14 protein-coding genes are annotated in these 16,328 nt (G+C 59.0%); all 14 read left to right on the forward strand.

Features of this window, described 5'->3' with window-relative positions; translation table 11 throughout:
• The first annotated feature begins 8 nt into the window (after nt 1-8).
• The 14 genes from GFER_RS12760 to modA all read left to right on the forward strand — a co-directional run bounded on the left by GFER_RS12760 (nt 9) and on the right by modA (nt 16,313).
• Nucleotides 9-1,499 (forward strand): monovalent cation/H+ antiporter subunit D family protein, encoded by a 1,491-nt coding sequence (locus GFER_RS12760; protein ID WP_040100069.1) that lies wholly within the window; start codon nt 9-11, stop codon nt 1,497-1,499.
• A complete protein-coding gene (locus GFER_RS12765) occupies nt 1,496-1,744 on the forward strand; it encodes a hypothetical protein (RefSeq protein WP_139172165.1) in 249 nt (82 codons plus the stop codon). Before GFER_RS12760 ends, GFER_RS12765 begins: the two co-directional genes overlap by 4 nt.
• Nucleotides 1,734-3,497, forward strand: a complete 1,764-nt coding sequence (locus tag GFER_RS12770; protein ID WP_040100070.1) for a Na(+)/H(+) antiporter subunit D — start codon at nt 1,734-1,736, stop codon at nt 3,495-3,497. The genes GFER_RS12765 and GFER_RS12770 overlap by 11 nt, the downstream gene beginning before the upstream one ends.
• A 240-nt stretch (nt 3,498-3,737) precedes the next feature.
• Nucleotides 3,738-5,354, forward strand: a complete 1,617-nt coding sequence (locus GFER_RS12775; protein ID WP_052446378.1) for a complex I subunit 4 family protein — start codon at nt 3,738-3,740, stop codon at nt 5,352-5,354.
• A gap of 13 nt (nt 5,355-5,367) precedes the next feature.
• Complete coding sequence (locus GFER_RS12780; protein WP_040100071.1) at nt 5,368-6,786, forward strand: NADH-quinone oxidoreductase subunit N; 1,419 nt, start codon at nt 5,368-5,370, stop codon at nt 6,784-6,786.
• Nucleotides 6,787-7,012: 226 nt separating this feature from the next.
• Entirely contained in the window at nt 7,013-8,392 is a 1,380-nt protein-coding gene (locus GFER_RS12785) for a radical SAM protein (RefSeq protein ID WP_052446379.1), read from the forward strand.
• Nucleotides 8,393-8,852: 460 nt separating this feature from the next.
• The gene (nifH, locus tag GFER_RS12790) at nt 8,853-9,716 is read left to right on the forward strand and encodes a nitrogenase iron protein (protein ID WP_040100152.1); all 864 of its coding nucleotides are present in this window, start codon (nt 8,853-8,855) and stop codon (nt 9,714-9,716) included.
• 96 nt (nt 9,717-9,812) lie between these two features.
• Nucleotides 9,813-11,282, forward strand: a complete 1,470-nt coding sequence (gene nifD, locus GFER_RS12795; RefSeq protein ID WP_040100072.1) for a nitrogenase molybdenum-iron protein alpha chain — start codon at nt 9,813-9,815, stop codon at nt 11,280-11,282.
• A 116-nt stretch (nt 11,283-11,398) separates the two neighbouring features.
• Nucleotides 11,399-12,856: a nitrogenase molybdenum-iron protein subunit beta gene (gene nifK / locus GFER_RS12800; protein ID WP_040100073.1), complete on the forward strand. Its 1,458-nt coding sequence runs from the start codon at nt 11,399-11,401 to the stop codon at nt 12,854-12,856.
• A 143-nt stretch (nt 12,857-12,999) separates the two neighbouring features.
• The gene (gene nifX / locus GFER_RS12805; RefSeq protein ID WP_040100153.1) at nt 13,000-13,386 is read left to right on the forward strand and encodes a nitrogen fixation protein NifX; all 387 of its coding nucleotides are present in this window, start codon (nt 13,000-13,002) and stop codon (nt 13,384-13,386) included.
• Between the two features lie 304 nt (nt 13,387-13,690).
• Nucleotides 13,691-13,960, forward strand: coding sequence for a ferredoxin III, nif-specific (gene fdxB, locus GFER_RS12810; RefSeq protein ID WP_040100074.1), 270 nt, complete (start codon nt 13,691-13,693; stop codon nt 13,958-13,960).
• A 15-nt stretch (nt 13,961-13,975) separates the two neighbouring features.
• A complete protein-coding gene (locus tag GFER_RS12815; RefSeq protein ID WP_040100075.1) occupies nt 13,976-14,341 on the forward strand; it encodes a NifB/NifX family molybdenum-iron cluster-binding protein in 366 nt (121 codons plus the stop codon).
• Nucleotides 14,342-14,644: 303 nt separating this feature from the next.
• Nucleotides 14,645-15,514 carry a radical SAM protein gene (locus GFER_RS12820; protein WP_040100076.1) on the forward strand — a complete coding sequence of 290 codons (870 nt, stop codon included), beginning with the start codon at nt 14,645-14,647 and terminating at the stop codon, nt 15,512-15,514.
• Nucleotides 15,515-15,530: 16 nt separating this feature from the next.
• The gene (modA, locus tag GFER_RS12825) at nt 15,531-16,313 is read left to right on the forward strand and encodes a molybdate ABC transporter substrate-binding protein (RefSeq protein ID WP_052446380.1); all 783 of its coding nucleotides are present in this window, start codon (nt 15,531-15,533) and stop codon (nt 16,311-16,313) included.
• Nucleotides 16,314-16,328: the final 15 nt, after the last annotated feature.

Consider the following 16,328-nt stretch of genomic DNA (forward strand, 5'->3'; position numbering starts at 1 on the left):
GCGAATACATGGAACCCATAATCACGTCCAAAGTCCTGCTGGCAACCCTCATCCCCATGGTGACGGGGGCACTCGTCATGGCCACGGGCCGCAGCCCCAATCTGCGCGAGAGCTGCTCTTTCGTGGGAGCGGTGCTCACCTTTATTTCGGTGCTGATGCTGGCGCCTACGGTTCTCGCCGGCGGCGGCTACGCCCTGACCCTGGTGACGCTCTATCCGGGCATCAGCGTTAGTTTTTACCTCGATCCCCTCGGCCTGATCTTCGCCGGCACCGCGTCGTTTCTGTGGATCCTGGCTTCCATTTACTGCATCGGCTACATGCGCGGCCTTAACGAGCACGCGCAGACGCGCTTCTACGTGTGCTACGCGGTGTCGGTGGGCGCGGCCATGGGCGCGGCTTTTTCCGCAAACCTCTTCACTCTCTACCTGTTTTACGAGATCGTCTCGATTTTCACCTATCCTCTGGTCATGCATCATCAGGACAAGGAGGGCTACGCCGGGGCGCGCAAGTATTTAATTTACTTGATGTTCACCTCCAAGGCCTTTCTGTTGCCGGCCATGGCCCTGGTCTACGTGCTGACCGGCACCCTTGATTTCAACATGGCCGGGATCGCAAGCGGTATCTTCCCCGCCGAGGCGGACCGCCTGCTGGTGATCGTTGCCTATCTGCTGTGCCTGTTCGGGTTCGCCAAGGCCGGTATCATGCCTTTCCACAACTGGCTGCCCGATGCCATGGTCGCGCCGACTCCGGTCAGCGCCCTGCTCCATGCGGTGGTGGTGGTCAAGGTCGGGGTGTTCTCCATCTGCCGGGTGATGCTCTCGGTGTTCGGTATCGACCTGCTCGATGTCACCGGCCTGGGCATGTTCACCGCGTATTTCGTTTCCTTTACGATTCTGGCCGCCTCGGTCATTGCCCTGACCCAGACCAATCTCAAGGCCCGGCTCGCCTATTCGACGGTCAGCCAGCTCTCCTATATCGTCCTCGGTGTGGCCATGCTCACCCCTCACGCCATCACCGGTGGGCTGCTGCATATCGCCAACCACGCCTTTGCCAAGATCACGCTGTTCTTTGCTGCCGGTGCCATTTACGTGGCCTCAGGCAAGAAGGATATCTCCGAACTGGGCGGCCTGGGTTGGCGCATGCCCCTGACTCTCATCGCTTTTGGCCTGGCGTCGCTGAGCATGATCGGCGCGCCGCCGGTGAGCGGCTTCGTTACCAAGTGGTATCTGGCTCTGGGAGCTATGGATGCCGGCAGTCTGGTGCTGCTCGTGGTGTTGCTGGCGAGCGGTCTGCTCAATGCCGGCTATTTCGTGCCGATTTTTTATAAAGCTTTTTTTGCCAAGCCGCTTCCCGGGGATGAGGCGACGGGCAGTCTGGAGAGACAACCGCTGGTTCTGCTCATGGTCGTACCCTTGGTGATAACGGGTCTTATTTCGGTGCTGATCGGTATCTGGCCCGATCTTTTCTTAAACACGATCAAGCTGATGGTGGGCTCATGATGGCACGCTGGATCGGATATCTGCGCGAGCGCGTAGCTGTACTCAAAGGCATTTTCTTTGTCTTTCTGGTGTTTGCGGTGGCCTTTGACTTTGTGATTGAACGTCATGACCCTCACTTCTGGGGTGATCAGATCATCGGTTTCTGGTCCCTGTTCGGGTTGCTGGGCTGCTTGGCGCTGATCGTAATATTCAAAGGACTCTCCCACGTCCTGTTGGAGCGGGAGGAGGATTATTATGACCGCTAGCATCTTCATCCACCCGGCGAGCTGGTTCATCCTCGGCGCATTGCTTATGCCCCTGTCTCGGCGTCTTGGGGTGCAGAAGGTCTGGCTGGTGCTCATCCCCCTCATCGCCCTGGCCCTCATTCATTTCCTGCCGGAAAGTTTCGGTCGGGTGTCCTATCTCGGCTTTGAACTGCAATTCGGCCGGGTCGACCGGCTGACCTTTATCTTTCTTCACGTCTTTGCGCTGATGGCCCTGATGGGCAGCATTTTTGCCTTGCAGGTCAAGGAGAGCGGCCAGCATATCGCCGCCTTTCTCTATGTAGCCGGCTCCTTCGGCGTCACGCTGGCCGGAGATTATCTGACGCTGTTCATTTTCTGGGAACTGATGGCTTTTGCCTCGACTTTCCTCATCTGGTATCGCAAGAAGCAGCGCTCCATCGAGGCCGGATATCGCTATCTGCTGGTCCATGTTGCCGGTGGCCTGGTGCTGCTGGCGGGGATTTTTCTGCTGTATCAGAGCGGCCATGATCTGTCCTTCGGCATGTTCACCCAGGAGGGCGCGGGCTGGGCCGAATACCTGGTGATGATCGGCTTTATCCTCAACGCCGCGGTGCCGCCGATTCACGCCTGGCTGCCCGACGCCTATCCCGAGGCCACCGTGACCGGCGCGGTGTTCATGTGCGCCTTCACCACCAAGACTGCGGTCTACGTGCTGGCGCGAGGTTTTCCCGGATTTGAGGTGCTGGCCATTCTCGGCGCTGTCATGGCCCTCTACGGCGTCGCCTACGCCGTCATCGAAAACGATGCGCGGCGCATTCTTGCCTATCACGTGGTCAGTCAGGTCGGCTACATGGTGTGCGGGGTCGGCATCGGCACCGCCATGGCCCTCAACGGCACGGCCGCCCACGCCTACGCTCATATCGTCTACAAGGCGCTGCTCTTCATGGGCGCGGGCGCGGTTCTGGAAATGACCGGACGCTCCAAGCTCAGCGAACTCGGCGGACTCTATAAATACATGCCGTGGACGATGGTGTTCACCGTCATCGGCGGCCTGGCCATTTCGGGCTTCCCCCTGACCAGCGGCTTCATCAGCAAGTCTATGATCGTCGCCGCAGCGGGCGAGAATCATCAGATCATCTTGCTGATTATGCTGACCCTGGCCGGGGTCGGTACCTTTCTCTCCGTCGGCATCAAGCTGCCGTATTTCATCTGGTTCGGCCGCGATTCGGGCGTGCAGGCCAAGGAGGCGCCCTGGAACATGCAACTCGCCATGGCCATGGCGGCCTTTGTCTGCATTTTCCTCGGGATGTTTCCCGGGGCGCTCTACAGCATGCTGCCCTATCCGGTGGAGTATCAGCCTTACACCGCTTACCATCTTTCGGAGACCTTCCAGATTTTCGGCTTCACCGGTTTGGGTTTTTATCTGATGGTTAAATATCTTAAACCCCACAGCGTCTATGTTCTGGATATCGACTGGTTTTACCGCAAGGGTTCGCTGCGTTTCATGCGCTTTGCCGCGGGTCCGGTGGTTGCGGCCAACGAATGGGTGAGCAACGTTTATCGCACCATAGGTACGCGCCTGACCATGGCGGCGGCACGTGCTTTCACCTGGTTTGACCGCGAGGGCATCGACTGGACCATCGACGGCGCCGCGCGTGGCGTGGTCGACGGCGGCGACCGGCTGCGTCGCCTGCAGACCGGGCGCATCCAGCAGTACATCGGCGGCGCGGTGCTGGCGCTGCTGGCGGTGCTGGTGGTAGTGCTTTTTATTTAGGCACATACCGGCACTGTAAATACACGAACGTAACTATTCAGCGGCAATGCTCAGTCGTGCCGCAGGCCGTGGCGGTTGCGTGTCACGGTGAATGTTTGAGCCGCAGGCGAGTTTTCACCGCAGGCGGTGCCGCCGCGGCCTGCGCTGCATGCTGAACAGTTACCAGGAAGCAAACCGTAGGGGCGGCGCATGCGCCGCCCTGGGCAAGGCATGCCTTGCCCCTACATCCAAGGAACCATCGTGGAACAGTATCTGATCTTCAATGACCTGAGCTACCCCATCATCTCGGTGCTGTTATTGCTGCCGCTGATCGGCGCGCTGCTGGCGCTGCTGTTCAAGAGCGACCGGGCGCTGCTGCTCTGGGGGTTCGCGGTGACCCTGGTGACGGCCCTGGCTTCCTTGCCCCTCTACACTCAGTTCGATGCGTCCACCGCCCAGTACCAGTTCGTCGAACTGCGTACCTGGCTGCCGGCCCTGGGGCTCGATTACGTGGTTGGAGTCGACGGCATCAGCATGCTCCTGGTCATGCTCACCACGTTTGTCATGCCCCTGTGCGTGCTCTGCTCCTGGAGCTACATCAAGGAGCGCATGAAGGAATTCATCTTCGTGCTGCTGGTCATCGAAACCGCCATGATCGGGGTGTTTGTCAGTCTCAACACGCTGCTGTTTTTCCTGTTCTGGGAAGCCATGCTGATTCCCATGTATTTGATGATCGCCATCTGGGGCGGACCGCGCAAGGACTACGCCTCCATCAAGTATTTCCTTTACACCTTCGCCGGCAGCATCTTCTTTCTGGCATCGATCATCGCGCTCTACGTGCATACCGGCACCTTCTTTATCCCCGAACTCATGGGGCAGCCCTACAGCTTTACCTTCCAGGCCTGGATCTTCCTCGGCTGCACCCTGGCCTTTGCCGTCAAGGTGCCCATGTTTCCCCTGCACACCTGGTTGCCCGCCGCCCACGTTGAGGCGCCCACCGCCGGCAGTGTGATTCTGGCGAGCATCATGCTCAAGTTGGGCGGCTACGGATTCTTGCGTTTCTGCCTGCCCATGGCACCGGAAGCGACCTACTATTTCATGCCCTGGCTCCTCGCCCTGTCGCTGATCTCCATTGTGGTCGGCGGTTATCTGGCCCTGGGTCAGACCGATATCAAAAAGCTGATCGCCTATTCAAGCGTCGGTCACATGGGTTTTGTCACCCTGGGGATCTTTCTGCTCAACGACCAGGGCATCAAGGGTGCAATGCTGCAGATGATCAACCACGGCATCACCACCGGCGCCCTGTTTATCCTCATCGGCATTATCTACGAGCGCACCCACAGCCGCGAGATCAGTGTCAATTCGGCCCTCGGCGCGATGATGCCGATTTTCGTGCTGTTCCTCGGTATTTTCAGTCTCTCATCCTTCGGCTTCCCCGGCACCAACAGCTTCGTCAGTGAGTTCCTGGTGCTGCTTGCCGCTTTTTCCAAGTATCCCCTGGTCGGCGCTCTGGCGGTGGTCGGTGCGATTCTCGCCGCCGCCTATATGCTGCGCCTTCTGCAGCGCATGGTGTGGGCCGATTCGGACGGCCACGGGCATCATGCCGAGGATTCCCAGGAAGGGCAGGAGGGTGGTCACCACGTGCTGCGCGACCTCAATCTGCGTGAGATCGGCACCCTGAGCTTTCTGACGATCTTCGTGTTCTGGATCGGCTTTTATCCCGCCCCCCTGCTCGACGTCATGGATGCCAGCGTCGCCCATCTGCTGCAGCAGATGGAGGCCGGCGTGGGCGAGGAAACCCTGCATGTCATGAGCGGGCTAGGCGACAAGCTGGGAGAGCTGTTCTCTTCATCGGCGCCGCCCGCGGCCAACTTCTGATTTCGGACGCATTATGGAAACCATGCTTTTTCTGCCCGAACTGCTGCTGATCCTGCTCGCCCTGATATGCTTCTTCGCTTCCCTGGGACGGCCGCGCACCGGTTTTCTCCAGGGGGCGGTCATGGTGTTCTCGACCCTGGCCCTGCTTGCCTCCGCCGTCACCTTCAATCAGGCGGGAAGGCTGTTCTACGACGCCTACCAGATCGACATGCTCTCCCAGTTGTTCAAAATGATTCTCTGCGCCGGGCTGGTGCTGGTGGCCTGGGCGGGGCCTGGGCTGCGCGGCATCGAACAGCGCCTGCGCCCCGAATACTACTTTTTCCTCACTCTCAGCACCCTGGGGCTGGTCATGCTGAGCAGCGCGGTGGAGTTGGTGACCATCTTCCTCGCCCTGGAAATCTCTTCCTACGCCCTGTTTGTCGCCATTCCTTTCCGCCAGCCGCAGCACAGCCGCGAGCAGTACGAGGCGGGCATCAAGTACGTCCTGTTTGGCGCCGCGGCTTCGGGCCTGAGCCTGTTCGGCATGAGCTACATCTTCGGTCTGAGCGGGACCACCTATCTTGCCCAACTTGGTCCTCTGCTGCCCGAGTTGATCGCCTCCCAGCCCCTGGCGGTGCCGGGCATGGTGCTGCTGCTGTGCGGATTTTTCTATAAACTGGCGCTGTTTCCCATGCATTTCTGGACACCCGATGTCTACCAGGGCGCGGCCAATGAAACGGCTGGTTTCGTCGCCACCCTGCCCAAGCTGGGCGCGGTCATTCTGTTGCTGCGCCTGGTGAGTCTTGCCGGGGTAGACATCACGCAATTGACCTGGGTTCTGGGAATTCTCGCAGTGCTGTCCATGACCGTCGGCAATCTGGCCGCTCTGGTGCAAAACGATATCAAGCGCCTGCTCGCCTATTCGAGCATCGCCCATGCCGGCTATATGCTGCTTGGCATCCTCGCCGGCAATCCACTCGGTCAGGCGGGAGCCATTTATTACGCACTGGGCTATCTGCTGATGAATCTGGCCTGCTTTTTCGTTCTCTATCACCTCAGCGGCGATAGCCGCAATCTGTCCCTGGACGACCTCAAGGGTCTTTATCGGCGCTCTCCTCTGCTCGCCTTCACTCTGGCCGCTGGCGCATTCAGCCTCGCCGGAATTCCGCCGACCATCGGTTTTACCGGCAAATTCGTGGTGTTCACCGCCGCTTTCCAGCAGGGTTTCCATGGGCTGGTGGTTCTCGGCCTGGTCAATGCCGCGATTTCCATTTTCTTCTATCTGAAGATTGTGCGTGCCGCCTACCTGAGCGCGGAAGAGGGTGGCGAAACTCTGTCCCTGGGATTCGGCACCCGCCTGCTCGGCTATGTGCTGATTCTGGCCATCGTCCTGCTGGGTGTGTTGCCCCAGGGTTTTCTGGCCCTGGCCAAGGCGGCGGTGGCGATTTTATAGCTTTTTACCCCCCCCTAACCAACGTCATTGCATCCCTGGGCCAGTGCGCTTTGGCCGCTGGCTGCAGCGTTGCAGCAATCTTTGGCCATAAAAATTACCGTCGATGTCCCCCTCTCTCGACGCATCATGGCGCAAGATCTGAAAAATATTCTGCAGCTTATTTTCCGCGTTTGCCGGTATAATTCGCTTCACCTTAGGGCCATTTCGACTGTTTTCATGGAGGTCTATGGAGCGAGATCAGATCATTGCCCGCAATCGCGAGGAATACGGCGAGCGTTACGCGCTGCTGAAATTTCCCACTGCGGAACAGGCCGCCGCGGCGCGTGCCCGGCGCGACGAACTTCTCAACGCGCTGGCGGGCAAGGCGGCCATCGGTTGTGGCGGCACCAAGCTCGACTGCAACCGCCTCGCGCCCGGTTGTGCTATTTGCGTAGCGGGCGCCTGGTCGTGCCTGTTTATCAACGGCAAGTGCAATTGCACCTGTTTCTATTGCCCCTCCGAACAGGAGCAGATTGGGCGACCCATCACCAACTCCCTTGAATTTCCCGAGCCTCAAGACTATGTCGATTATATCGCCACCTTCGGCTTCCGCGGTGTGAGTTTCAGCGGCGGGGAACCTCTGCTCACTCCCGAGCGCACTCTGAGTTATCTCAAGGCGGTCAAGAAGCGCTTCGGCGGCGTTGTCCACACCTGGCTCTACACCAACGGGACCTTGCTTACTGGGGAGATTCTTGGGCAGCTGCGCGACGCGGGTCTCGACGAGATCCGTTTCGATATCGGCGCCACCGATTATCATCTCACCAAGGCCGCGTCTGCGGTGGCGATGATTCCCACCGTGACGGTGGAAATTCCCGCAGTACCTGAAGAAAAGGAACAGCTCCGCGTCAAAATCAGGGAAATGGCCGCGCAAGGCATCGCCCACCTCAATCTGCACCAACTGCGTTTGACCCCGTATAGTTTCGATAAATTTCAGGGACGCGGCTACACCTTTCTGCATGGCGAAAAGGTTACCGTCCTTGAATCGGAACTCACCGCCCTGGAATTGCTGCGCGACAGTCTCGCCGGCGACATCGACCTGCCCATCAACTACTGCTCTTTTGTCTACAAAAATCGCTGCCAGGCCCAGGCGGCGCGTCGACGCAACGGTCCATTCGTCAAAAAGGAACATGAGGCTTTAAGTACGGCGGGATACATCCGCAGCCTGGCGTTGACCGGCAGCCCAGAAGGGCTCCAGCGCCGGTGCCGGGATTTTGAGCAACACGGCGCCGCCGCCGGGATGTGGAATCTGAGCCGCGCCAAGGACCGTCTGTTCTTTCACCCCGACCTGGTGCACCTGGTGGCCGTGGATGAGCAGGAACTGCGCGTGAGTTATGCTGAGGCGGCGCAGCGGGCGGCGGTCAGCTACCGCAACCCTTTTACCGAGGTGCGTATCAATGGGGGACGCAAGATCATTATCGAGCGCCGCGCGGTTTGCAACGAAACCACTCTGACCGGCGGCAAGGCAATGGATTTTCTTCACAATTTGCGGAATGGGGGGGATTTCTCGCAATTTTCCGCCATCCAGCCCTATGAGGTTCTCAAGGAGGGGCTGCAGGATTACTTTTGAGAGCGTTGCTGATTGTTTGCTGCGCAGGGGGTGCTCAAGATGTAAGCACCTGTTGGGTGCGGCGGGAACCGTGAGGCACCTGCGATCTTTTGAAAAACCTTGATTTTACAGAGTGTTGTCCGATACGTGGAGATTTGGCACACCCCCTGCTAATAGAGAAGACGTAAGCAGGCACGAAGACGTGCCTCACGCATTTCAGTCAGGCAATGGCGCCCGCTGGGATCATCGCGATCCCGCGGGCTTTTTGTTTGTTCACAGCTCAGGTATTCATTTTGCGGCGCCACGGCGGAGCCGCAACAGGCAAAGAGGCCTCATCCGAATTTTTTCGGGTGGGGCTTTCTATTTTTTGCGACGTCTGGTCGCTGCTTCCCGCGAATTCAATGGCGATGCCGCCTGGGAAGAGTCGTCCCCGCGCCGCACATCCACCGTAAACAGGAGAATCATCATGAGAGAGAAAAAGCTGCGTCAGATCGCAATCTACGGCAAAGGCGGCATCGGCAAATCCACCACCACCCAGAACACCGTCGCGGGTCTGGCCGCCCTCGGTCAAAAAGTTTTGATCATCGGCTGCGACCCCAAGGCCGACTCGACCCGCCTGATCCTGCACGCAAAGGCGCAGGCCACGGTTATGGACAAGGTGCGTGAACTGGGAACCGTTGAGGATCTGGAGCTTGACGATGTGCTCAAAGTCGGCTACGGCGGCGTCAAGTGCGTCGAATCCGGCGGTCCCGAGCCGGGCGTCGGTTGCGCCGGCCGCGGCGTCATCACCGCCATCAACTTCTGTGAGGAAGAAGGCGCCTACACCGACGATCTCGATTACGTTTTCTACGACGTTCTCGGCGACGTGGTGTGCGGCGGCTTCGCCATGCCCATCCGTGAAAACAAGGCGGAAGAGATTTATATCGTTGTTTCCGGCGAGATGATGGCCATGTACGCCGCCAACAATATCTGCAAAGGCATCGTCAAATACGCCTCTTCGGGCAGCGTGCGCCTCGCCGGCCTGATCTGCAACAGCCGCAACACCGACCGCGAGGCCGATCTTATCGAGGCCCTGGCCGAGCGTCTCGGCACCCAGATGATTCACTTCGTGCCCCGCGACAACCAGGTGCAGCGCGCCGAACTGCGGCGCATGACGGTTATCGAATATTCTCCCGAACATCAGCAGGCCGAAGAGTATCGCCAGCTGGCACAGAAGATTGCAGAAAACAAGAAACTGGTAATTCCCACGCCGCTGGAGATTGAAGAACTCGAAGATCTGCTCATGGAGTTCGGCATCATGGAAGCCGAAGACGAAACCATCGTCGGCAAGGCTGAAAACGCCTGACGCGGCTTTGTAGGGGCGACGCATGCGTCGCCCAGGGCAAGGCATGCCTTGCCCCTACGGGAAACATGGATCAACACCCACAAACAGGAGCTGCTTATGTATCAGCCTGGTGATAAAGACCCTAAGGTCAAGCCCGAAGTCGAGGGCCTGAGCAAGGAAAAAGCCGCAAAGCTTATCGAGGAAACTCTCGAGCTCTACCCGGCCAAAGCCAAGAAAAAGCGCGCGCCTCATCTCGCCGCCAACGATCCGGAGGATAAGGGTTGCGCGGTGCGCTCCAACAAGAAAACCGTGCCCGGCGTCATGAGCGCGCGCGGCTGCGCCTACGCCGGAGCCAAGGGCGTGGTGTGGGGGCCGATCCGCGACATGGTGCACATCAGCCACGGACCGGTGGGTTGCGGCTGGTACAGTTGGGGCACGCGCCGCAACCTGACCAAGGGTGTGCCGGGCGTTTCGACCTTTTCCGGCATGCAGTTCACCTCGGACTTTCAGGAAAAAGACATCGTTTACGGCGGTGACAAGAAGCTTGAAAAAATCTGCCGCGAGGTCACCGAGCTTTTCCCCCTGGCCAAGGGCGTTTCGGTACTCTCGGAGTGCCCGGTGGGCCTCATCGGTGACGACATCAACGCCACCGCCAAGAAAATGGCCGGCGAACTCGAGCTGCCGGTAATCCCCTGCAATTGTGAAGGATTCCGCGGCGTGTCCCAGTCCCTGGGCCACCACATTTCCAACGACAGCATCCGCGACCATGTCATCGGCACCCGCGAATTCGAGGAAGAGGCGGGGCCCTACGATATCGCCCTGATCGGCGACTACAACATCGGCGGAGATATCTGGGCGGCGGTCAAGGTCCTTGAAGAGATCGGTCTTAACGTCAAGGCCCAGTGGACCGGCGACGGCCAGATCGAGCACATCGCCGCGACCCACAAGGTCAAGCTCAACCTGATCCATTGCTACCGTTCCATGAACTATATGTGCAAGGTCATGGAAGAGAAGTACGGCATTCCCTGGCTCGAATTCAACTTCTTCGGCCCGACCAAGATCAAGGAAAGCCTGCGCGCCATCGCCGAGCGCTTCGACGACAAGATCAAGGAAAACGTCGAGCGGGTCATCGCCAAGTACGATCCCATCATGCAGGCGATCATCGACGAATACCGCCCACGTCTCGAGGGCAAGAAGGTCATGATCTTTGTCGGCGGTCTGCGGCCGCGTCACACTATCGGCGCCTACGAAGATCTGGGGCTGGTCTGTGTCGGTTCGGGTTATGAATTTGCCCATACCGACGACTACGACCGCACCTATCCCGAAATGCCCAAAGGTTCTCTGGTGTTCGACGACGCCTCGGAGATGGAGCTGGAAATCTTCGCCAAGGAGATCAAGCCCGATCTGGTCGCTTCCGGCATCAAGGAAAAGTACGTCTTCCAGAAGATGGGGCTGCCCTTCCGCCAGATGCACAGCTGGGATTATTCGGGGCCTTATCACGCCTATGAGGGTTTTGAAATCTTCGCCCGTGATATCGACATGGCCATCAACAGCCCGACCTGGAACCTGGTGAAGTCACCGTTCTAAAAAATTATTCACCGCTGAGAGCGCAAAGAGCGCAGAGAAAAATAGAAATATTAATCTCAAAGTCTTGCTCAGCGATCTCGGCGTTCTCGGCGGTGAAAATAAAAAGGAGTCATGCCATGAGCGAAGCCGTTAAAAAAGTCACCGAAATCACCCCCGAAGAAGAAGCGCGGGTGCTGGAATGGACCAAGTCCAAGGACTACCTTGAAAAAAACCTGGCGCGTGAGGGGACGGTCATCAATCCCGCCCATGGTTGCCAGCCGGTCGGTGCCCAGCTTGCCGCGCACGGTTTTGAAGGCAGCTTGCCATTTGTGCACGGCTCTCAGGGCTGCGCCTCCTATTACCGCTCGACTCTCAATCGCCATTTTCGCGAGCCGGCGCCGGCCGTGTCCGACTCCATGACCGAGGACGGCGCCGTGTTCGGCGGCCAGAACAACCTGTTCGAAGGCCTGGAAAACGCTTATGCCCTCTATAAGCCGAAAATCATGCCGATTTTCACCTCGTGCATGCCCGAGATCATTGGTGACGACCTGACCGCCTTCATCAGGAACGCGCGGAACAAAGGCCATATCCCCGAAGATTTTCCGGCGCCTTACGCCAATACGCCCAGTTTCAACGGGACCCACATCCATGGCTACGACGCCATGCTCAAAGCGATTCTTGAGGACCTGACCGCGGGCAAGCGCGTCGATGGCGCCTGCACCGGCAAGCTCAACCTGATCGCGGGCTTTGACGCCTGTACCGGCAACTATCGCGAATACAAGCGCCTGCTCGATGAGATGGACGTACCCCATACCATCCTCGCCGATATTTCCGAGGTTTTCGATTCGCCCCTGGACGGCGAGTACCATATGTACCCCGGCGGCACGCCCCTGGAAGATGCGGCCGCGTCCGTCAACGGCAAAGCGACCATCTCTCTGCAAAAGTACGCAACCGCCAATACCATGAAGTTCGTCAAGCAGGAGTATGCCGGCAAGCATGAAGTGCTGCCCATGCCCATCGGCGTGCAGGCCACAGACACTTTCCTGCTCAAAGTGTCCGAGCTGTTCGGCAAGCCGGTGCCCGAGTCCATCAAGGCCGAACGCGGCCGCTTGGTCGATGCCATGACCGACGCTCATCAGTATCTGCACAACAAGAAATTCGCCATTTACGGCGACCCTGATCAGTTGCTGGCCCTTGCGGGCTTTCTGCTGGAAATGGGCGCCAAGCCCTACCACGTGCTCTGCTCGCGCGCCACCAAGAAATTTGAGAAGGAGATGCGTGAGCTGCTCGACGCCTCGCCCTACGGTAAGGGCTGCCATGTGTGGGTCAACAAGGATCTCTGGCACCTGCGCAGCATTCTGTTCAACGACCCCGTGGACATGATGATTGGCGACACCCACGGCAAACTCGCCGCCCGCGATACCGGCACGCCGCTGATCCGCGTTGGTTTCCCCATTATCGATCGGGTCAACATTCATCGCTATCCCGTTATCGGCTATCAGGGCGCCCTCAACCTGCTGACCTGGATCGCCAACAAGTTTCTCGACATCAAGGATGACACCTGCGAAGACCAGTGGTTCGAGATGATGAGATAGAACACACGGGACGAGAATCGCGGGACGCGGAACCTGAGCTGCCGCGTCCCGCGAAAACTCGGCCTTTAGCGCAGGCAGGATTCTGAATGTTTCGGATGCGCCGCTTCGAGGTGATAGTTGGATCAAAAAAGCGAGGTCTCAGCATGAAAGTCGCATTTGCAAGCACGGACAAGACCCATATCGACGAGCATTTCGGTCAGGCCGAGCATTTTTATATCTGGGACGTAGGGCCTGAGAGCGCTGAGTTTTCCGGCGTGGTTCAGGTCAAGGCTGACGCTGACGCCCTGGGCCATTCCGACGATAAAATCGAGGCCCGCGCCGCGGCCCTGAATGACTGCGCCCTGGTCTATGTCGCCGAGATCGGCGGGCCGGCGGCGGCGCGCCTGGTGGCCAAGAAAATCCATCCCGTCAAGAGCAAGGACCGCGAGGCGATCTCGGTAGTCGTCGAAAAATTGCAGGACGTTCTGCGCAGCAGCCCGCCGCCCTGGCTGCGTAAAGCCATGCTCAAGGGTGAGCGGCCCGCGATATAAAATCAAAAAAAATCGTAACCATTCAGCTGCAACGTCCGACAGCACCGCAGGGGGCGGCGGCTGAGTGCTTCGGCAAATGTTTGAGCCGCAGGCGAGTTTTTGCCGCACGCGATGCCGCCGTCCCCTGCGGCGCCTGCTTAACAGTTACATAAAATCATTCACCGCAGAGAGCGCGAAGAACGCGGAGGCAGGCCTGGGGTAAATCCTGAAAAGGGACATGGCCTTCTTTGGGATTTTTCTCGGCGTTCTTTGCGCTCTTTGCGGTGGAAAATCTTCTCGCATCCATCGAAAAAGGAGAATCACCATGGCTTATCTGACCGGAAAAACCAAAGGGGGCAAGGACTGGACCCCCAACTTTATCGAAGCCATCGATGCGGAAAAGTGCATCGGTTGCGGCCGCTGTTACAAAGCCTGCTCGCGCAACGTGTTCGCGCCGGAAGATTTCGAGGATGAAGAAACGGAATCCCTGCGCATGATCATGACCATCGCCAATGACCAGAACTGCATCGGCTGCGTGGCCTGTGGCGTGGCCTGCTCCAAAAAGGCTTTCAGCTTTAAGCCGCTGGCCATCTGACCCGGGGAGGCACCTATGCTCATCGCCGTTGCATCAAAATCCGGTACGCTGGTCGACCAGCATTTCGGCCACGCCGAGCGCTTTCTCATTTATGATTGCGCCGGCGGAAAACCGCAGCTGGTGGACCAGAAACCCGTGGAGAAATACTGTTCCTTCGACCCCGACCACCCGTTTCGCGAAGACAAATTCAGCGCCATCCTCGCCGCCCTCGCGGGCTGCCGCGCCGTGGTCAGCGCCCAGATCGGCGAGCTGCCCAGGCAGGAACTGGAAAAACGCGGAATCTCCGCCATCAGCGCCGTCGGTCCCATCGACCAGGCGATCCTGGCGGCCCATGGCACCCTGTGCGGCTGCGGCGGTGGTTGCGGGCCTAACAACTGCTGAGTTTCTGCACAAATTCGATTCATCCTGAGAGTGCAATTGCCCAAGGCTTGGGCAGGCTGGTTTTTGCGAGATTCCAGCCTGCCCATTTTTTTATGTAAAAACGGCCTGTTAGCCGTTTTGTCCAGGTTGGCACAGCCAATGCAGTTAAGGAAGTCGACACAAGGTTGTGTCACTCATAACAGGCAACGAAGCCCCGCATCTCAAGCTGAGATGGCGGGGCTTTATCGTTACGGACCAGGCAAGGGCGCTTTCCGCACAACGGAAGAGCGCCCTTGCGCGTTTTTACTTATAAGGAGACCGATCATGAGCAAATCCTGCCCGATGATGGCCATGAAGAAACAGAGTGAGCATCCCTGCTTCGGCGGCGACCATGACAAGGCCGGGCGCGTGCATCTGCCCGTGGCGCCGGGCTGCAACATCAAGTGCGGGTTCTGCGAGCGCAAGTTCGACTGCGCCAACGAAAGCCGCCCCGGCGTCACCAGCCGGCTTCTCACGCCCGCCGAGGCCCTGGAGCGGGTGCGGCTGTTGCTGCGCCACCCCAAGGTCGGCGACAAGTTGCGCGTGGTCGGCATTGCCGGCCCCGGCGATCCGCTGGCCAATGAAAAGACCTTTGAAACCTTCCGGCTGGTCAAGGATGCCTATCCTGACATGATGCTGTGTCTTTCCACCAACGGCCTGCTGTTGCCCGAACGCATCGATGAGATTGCTGCCCTCGACGTGCACAGTCTCACCGTCACCATCAACGCCCTCACCGCCGAGACCGGCGCCAGGGTTTATGAATGGGTGCGCTATCAGGGCGCGGTGCTGCGCGGCGAGCAAGGCGCGGCCCTGCTTCTCGAAAAACAGCTCGCCGGACTTGAAGCGGCCGCGGGGCGCGGCCTGTTGGTCAAGGTCAATCACGTCTACATCCCCGGCGTCAACGATCATGAAACTCTCGATCTGGCCGTTAAGGTACGCAATCTCGGCGCGACCCTGATGAACATCATCCCGGTCATCCCCATCGGCCTGTTCAAGGACATCAAGCCGCCCTCCGATGCAGTGATGGAGATGGTACGCAACCAGGCTGAATTGATTCTCTCCCAGGCCCGCCACTGCCGCCAGTGCCGCGCCGATGCCGCCGGGCTGGTGGGCCAGGACATCGATCTGACGGAGTTGCATGCGCAGGCCGGTTAAAAATAGGAGAAGGATTATGCGCCTTGGGGTCGGGTTGTTGGGATGTACGTTGTTGTTCCAGTTGTTTTGCGCAGGGGCGGTTAGGGCAGCTGAAGTGCGGGTGTCGGCGGCGGCGAGCATGGCCGAGGCCCTCAGGGAAATCGCCGCCGCTTACACGCAGATGTCTCCCGCTGAGGTGGTGATCGCCAATTTCGGGGCATCAGGCGCTCTGGCGCGGCAAATCGAGCAAGGTGCTCCGGCCGATCTTTATCTCTCGGCGAATGCGCAGTGGGTGGAGTATCTGATCGCCGCCGGCCGAATCGCAGGTGAGGATGTTCGCACCCTGGCCGGAAACTCCCTGGTGTTCGTGGGGCGTTCAGGTCTCGAAGTCACCACCCTGGCGGATCTCTCCGCGCTGGGGCGCATCGCCCTGGTCAACCCGCGCAGCGCGCCCGCCGGGGAATATGCCCAACAGGCCCTGGATGCCGTCGGCGTCTACGCCGCCCTTGCCGGCAAGCTGGTCATGGCCCAGGATGTACGCCAGGCCGTCGTCTACGCCGATCGCGGTGAAGTCGACGGCGCACTGGTCTATAAATCCGACGCTCTCCTTGCCCGCCAGGCCGTCATTCTTCACGAAGTGCCGGCTCATCTTCATAACGAAATCAGCTACCCTGCGGCCCTCACCACCAGCGGCCGCAATAATCCCAACGCCGTTGCCTTCTTCAATTTTCTGCAAAGCGACACGGCTCGCCGAATCCTGCACAGTTACGGTTTCATCGTCGAAGAAGAGGTTCTCCCGCAAATGACCAAGGACCAATGACAAGGGACGGTTTTC

The organism is Geoalkalibacter ferrihydriticus DSM 17813 (assembly GCF_000820505.1).
Lineage (GTDB): Bacteria > Desulfobacterota > Desulfuromonadia > Desulfuromonadales > Geoalkalibacteraceae > Geoalkalibacter > Geoalkalibacter ferrihydriticus.